The sequence below is a fragment of the Micromonospora sp. NPDC049799 genome (genome assembly GCF_040656655.1).
Lineage (GTDB): Bacteria > Actinomycetota > Actinomycetes > Mycobacteriales > Micromonosporaceae > Micromonospora.
Window position 1 is genome coordinate 1 of the sequence record NZ_JBFAMU010000480.1, and the last position, 3,811, is coordinate 3,811.

The 3,811-nt window shown below is 74.4% G+C and carries 4 protein-coding genes; 1 reads left to right on the plus strand and 3 read right to left on the minus strand.

Features of this window, described 5'->3' with window-relative positions; translation table 11 throughout:
• The coding region (locus tag AB0I76_RS24860) for a hypothetical protein (protein ID WP_357039977.1) at positions 1–674 on the plus strand (674 nt) is incomplete at its 5' end.
• A 77-nt stretch (positions 675–751) separates the two neighbouring features.
• Here AB0I76_RS24860 and AB0I76_RS24865 read toward each other — a convergent pair.
• The 3 genes from AB0I76_RS24865 to AB0I76_RS24875 all read right to left on the minus strand — a co-directional run.
• On the minus strand, positions 752–2,245 hold the full coding sequence (locus AB0I76_RS24865) for an MFS transporter (RefSeq protein WP_357039980.1): 1,494 nt from the start codon (positions 2,243–2,245) through the stop codon (positions 752–754).
• 29 nt (positions 2,246–2,274) lie between these two features.
• Positions 2,275–2,889 (minus strand): TetR/AcrR family transcriptional regulator, encoded by a 615-nt coding sequence (locus AB0I76_RS24870; RefSeq protein ID WP_357039983.1) that lies wholly within the window; start codon positions 2,887–2,889, stop codon positions 2,275–2,277.
• 125 nt (positions 2,890–3,014) lie between these two features.
• The coding region (locus tag AB0I76_RS24875) for a Gmad2 immunoglobulin-like domain-containing protein (protein WP_357039986.1) at positions 3,015–3,811 on the minus strand (797 nt) is incomplete at its 5' end.

Genomic DNA, 3,811 nt, shown 5'->3' on the forward strand with positions numbered 1-3,811 from the left:
GGTGCCCACCCGGCCCCGACGCGTCGGCCGCCTTCACCGCCGAGACGTACGGCAGCGGCGTCCACGTCCGGCGCGGCCCGGCCCGGGACCACCCGGTGCTCTACACGGTCCCGCCCGGCTGCCGGATCGGGCTCGTGGGCTACTGCCTGGGGGAGAAGCTGATCGACGGTACGGCCGGAACCCCGGACGTGCGGTGGTACCGGCTGCCCGACGGCGGCGTGCTGACCTCCGCGCTGGTGCACGGCCTGCCCCCGGCCGGGATGGGCCCGGGGACCTGCCACGAGGGACTGCCGCCACCGGCGGCGATCGGGTTGACGGTGCGGCCCGCGGCGAAGGGGCGGGTGCGGCTCGCCGCCGCCGGCCCGCGCGTGGACGTCGTGGGGTTCGCCGCCCGGTTCCCCGCGGATTCCGCGCTGCCGGACACCCGGCGGTGGCACCAGATCGCCCTCGTCGACGCCGCCGCGGGCACCGACGTCGACTGGGCGGTGCCACCGGTGACCGGGGCGGATCCGGTGCCGGTGGTCGCCGTGGCGTGCCTGGGCGGCCAGGGACCGACGGAGGTGCTGGACGCCCGGTCGGTGCGCCGCGACGGCCGCACGGTCCCGACGGTCCTGGACGGGGAGCAGCGGGCGGCGGCCGGACGGTCCGCCTGCCGCTACCCGGACGCCGGCTGACCTCGGCCGGGCGCAACGGCGCGTGGCCGCCGACCCGGTACGGGGTCGGCGGCCACGGGAGCGGTCGGAGTCGAGCGTCAGCCGACGTGCACCGCGCCGCCGGACGGGATCTCGTCCTTGCGCACCTTGACCAGCACCAGGGTGGCCACACCGGCGAGCAGGATCAGCCCGGCACCCCAGGCGAACGCCACCGTGTAGCCCTCGATCTGCGCCTGCGCCGCCGTGGCCTGGTTCGGGACGCGGCTGGCCAGGTACGCGGTCACCGCGCTGGTGAAGAAGGTGTTGAGCAGCGCGGTGCCCAGCGAGCCGCCGATCTGCTGGGTGGCGTTCAGCGTCGCGCTGGCCGCGCCCGCGTCGTGCTCGGGCACCCCGACCAGGGCGAGACTGGACAGCGGCACGAACGTGAAGCCCAGCCCGAGACCCAGCAGCACCTGGGCGGGCAGCAGGTGCGCCAGGAAGGACGTGTCCAGGTCGATCCGGGTCAGTGACAGCATGGCCGCGGCGGCCAGCACCGTGCCGGCCAGCATCAGGGGCTTGGGACCGATCCGGGGCATCAGCTGGCTGGCCACGCCGGCGGCGATCAGCACGCCGAGGGTGATCGGCAGTGAGGCGAGACCGGCCTCCAGCGGCGTGTAGCCGAGGCTGTTCTGGAAGTAGAACGTGAGGAAGAGGAACGCGCCGAACAGGCCGGCACCGACCAGGGTGGAGGTGAGGTAGGACCCGCCCCGGTTGCGGTCGAGCAGGATCCGCAGCGGCAGCAGCGGGTGCGACGAGCGCATCTCGATCACCACGAACGCGGCGAGCAGCACCACGCCGGCCGCGATGAACCCGATGGTGGCGGTGGCGTCCCACCCGTCCTCGGCGGCCCTGGTGAAGCCGTACACGAGGGACACCAGGCCGGCGGTGACCACGACGGCGCCGGGCACGTCGTAGCGGGTGTTGCCGTGCGCCCGGCTCTCCGGCACCAGCGGGATGGCGGCGAACAGCGCCACGGCGGCGATCGGGATGTTGACCAGCAGGCACCAGCGCCAGTCGGCGTACTGGGTGAGCACACCGCCGAGCAGCAGGCCGACGGCGGAGCCACCGCCGGCGATCGCCCCGTACACCGCGAAGGCCTTCGCCCGCTCGGTGGCCTGGGTGAAAAGGACGGTGAGCAGCGCCAGCGAGGCCGGGGCGAGCAACGCGCCGAACGCGCCCTGAAGCGCACGGGCCGCGAAGAGCATGCCGCCGGTGGTGGCCAGGCCGCCGATGGCGGAGGCGATCGCGAAGCCGACCATGCCGACCAGGAACGTGCGCTTGCGGCCCCAGTAGTCCGCGATCCGGCCGCCGAGCAGCAGCAGGCCGCCGAAGGTCAGGGTGTACGCGGTGACGACCCACTGCCGGTCGGCGTTGGAGATGCCGAGGTCGGCCTGGGCCTGCGGGAGCGCGATGTTCACGATGGTGGCGTCGAGCACCACCATCAGCTGGGAGATCGCGATGACCGCGAGAGCGATCCAGCGCCGTGGGTGGGGCGTGGACGGTGAGACCTCGGCGTCCGGCCCACCGGGCATGGTCGAGGTGGTTCCAGGCATGTCGTGCCTTCCGTGAGTGTGCGAGGTGGTCAGGTCTGCGGGCTGCGGTGGCAGAGCACGGGGATCAGCACCTGGTCGACGACCTGGGTGAGGAACTCGTCGTCGGCGGGCAGCCCGTGCGCGAGGACGCGGGACATGGTCAGCGCCGGAGCGAGGTCGTGGAACAGGTCGCGCTCGCCGGCCTCGGGCGGGATCTCGCCACGGGCGGCGGCGCGGACCAGGACGGCGGTGCTGGCCACCCGGCCGGCCGGCATGACGTGGTGGCGGATGAGCCGCTCCAGCTCGGGACTGGTGCGCATCGCGAAGGTCAGCGCCTGCATGAGGTCGGCGTCGGCGACGCAGATCGCGGCGGTGGCCCGCAGCAGCTCCAGCAGGTCTCCGCGGAGCGAGCCGGTGTCCGGTGGGGTGTGCACCCGGGTCTGCCGCTGCCGCAGGGCGTCGGCGACCAGCTCCGCCTTGCCGGGCCAGTGCCGGTAGATGGTGGCCTTGCTGACCCGTGCCCGGGCGGCGACCGCGTCGATGGTCATCCGGTCGTAGCCGACCTCGCGCAGCAGGTCGATCACGGTGGTCAGCAGGTCCGCCCCACCCGCGCCGCGTGCCGCCGGCACCACCGCGTCCGCACCGCACCGTCTGCCGACCTGCATCGCACACCCCCGATGAAACGATGTCGTACTGACCCTAGTTGAGGGTGGGCGTCGTTCTCAGCGTTTTATGAGGAGCGTCGCATCGTCTTGCGGAAACGGATACGTTTCGTACCGCTGAACGGGCCTCAGCCGACCAGCAGCACCGGCACCGCCACGACCTTGGTTCGGGAACCGTCGGCGGGGGACACCTCGTACGCCTCCACGGTGCCGACCTGATCCCGGCCGACGCGGTAGCCGACCGTGACCCGGAAGGCGCCCCGGCAGCCGGTGCCGCAGGTGGCGGTGGTGAACGCGGTGCCCACCTCGCGGCCTCCGGCGTCGAGCACGCGCACGCTGACCGTCGCCTCGAACACGTCGGCGGTGCCGGTCACGACGACCGGGGTGCTGACCCGCTGGCCGATCGCCGGGGCGGTCACCACGATGGGCGGCAGCAGGTCGGCGTACTCCGGGCGGCCGACCGGCGGTCCCGCGCCGAAGCGGACCCGCCGCACCGTGGGGAACTGGGTCAGCGTGTACACCACCTGCGCCTCGGTGAGCCGCCGTACCCGGTCGTCGCCGTCGCCCGGCACCGCGCCCACCACCGCGACGCCGTCGGCGATCCGGGTGATGCCGAGGGCGGCCGGCAGGAGAGTGGCCAGGCCGGCGTCCGCCTCCACCGCCGTCGGCCCGGCGGCCAGTTCGGCCAGCGCCAGCCCCGACGTCGCCACGGTCGCCGGACGGGTACGCCGGGTCGGCGCGATGTGCCCGTCGCGGACGTACCACAGCTCGATGGTGACCGTGCCGGGCCGCGACGCCGCCGGAGCGGTCGTCGCGGGCACGGAGACCGACGGTCGGGGGACCGCGCTCGACGGCGCGGTGGTCGGCGACGGCGTCGGGGACGGAGTCGGTGCGACGGCGCCGGTCGGCGGGGGAGCGGTCGGGG

Coding starts and splice junctions, on each gene's coding strand:
- AB0I76_RS24865 (WP_357039980.1), bottom strand. CDS start 2,245: ATGCCTGGAACCACCTCGACCATGCCCGGTGGGCCGGACGCCGAGGTC.
- AB0I76_RS24870 (WP_357039983.1), bottom strand. CDS start 2,889: ATGCAGGTCGGCAGACGGTGCGGTGCGGACGCGGTGGTGCCGGCGGCA.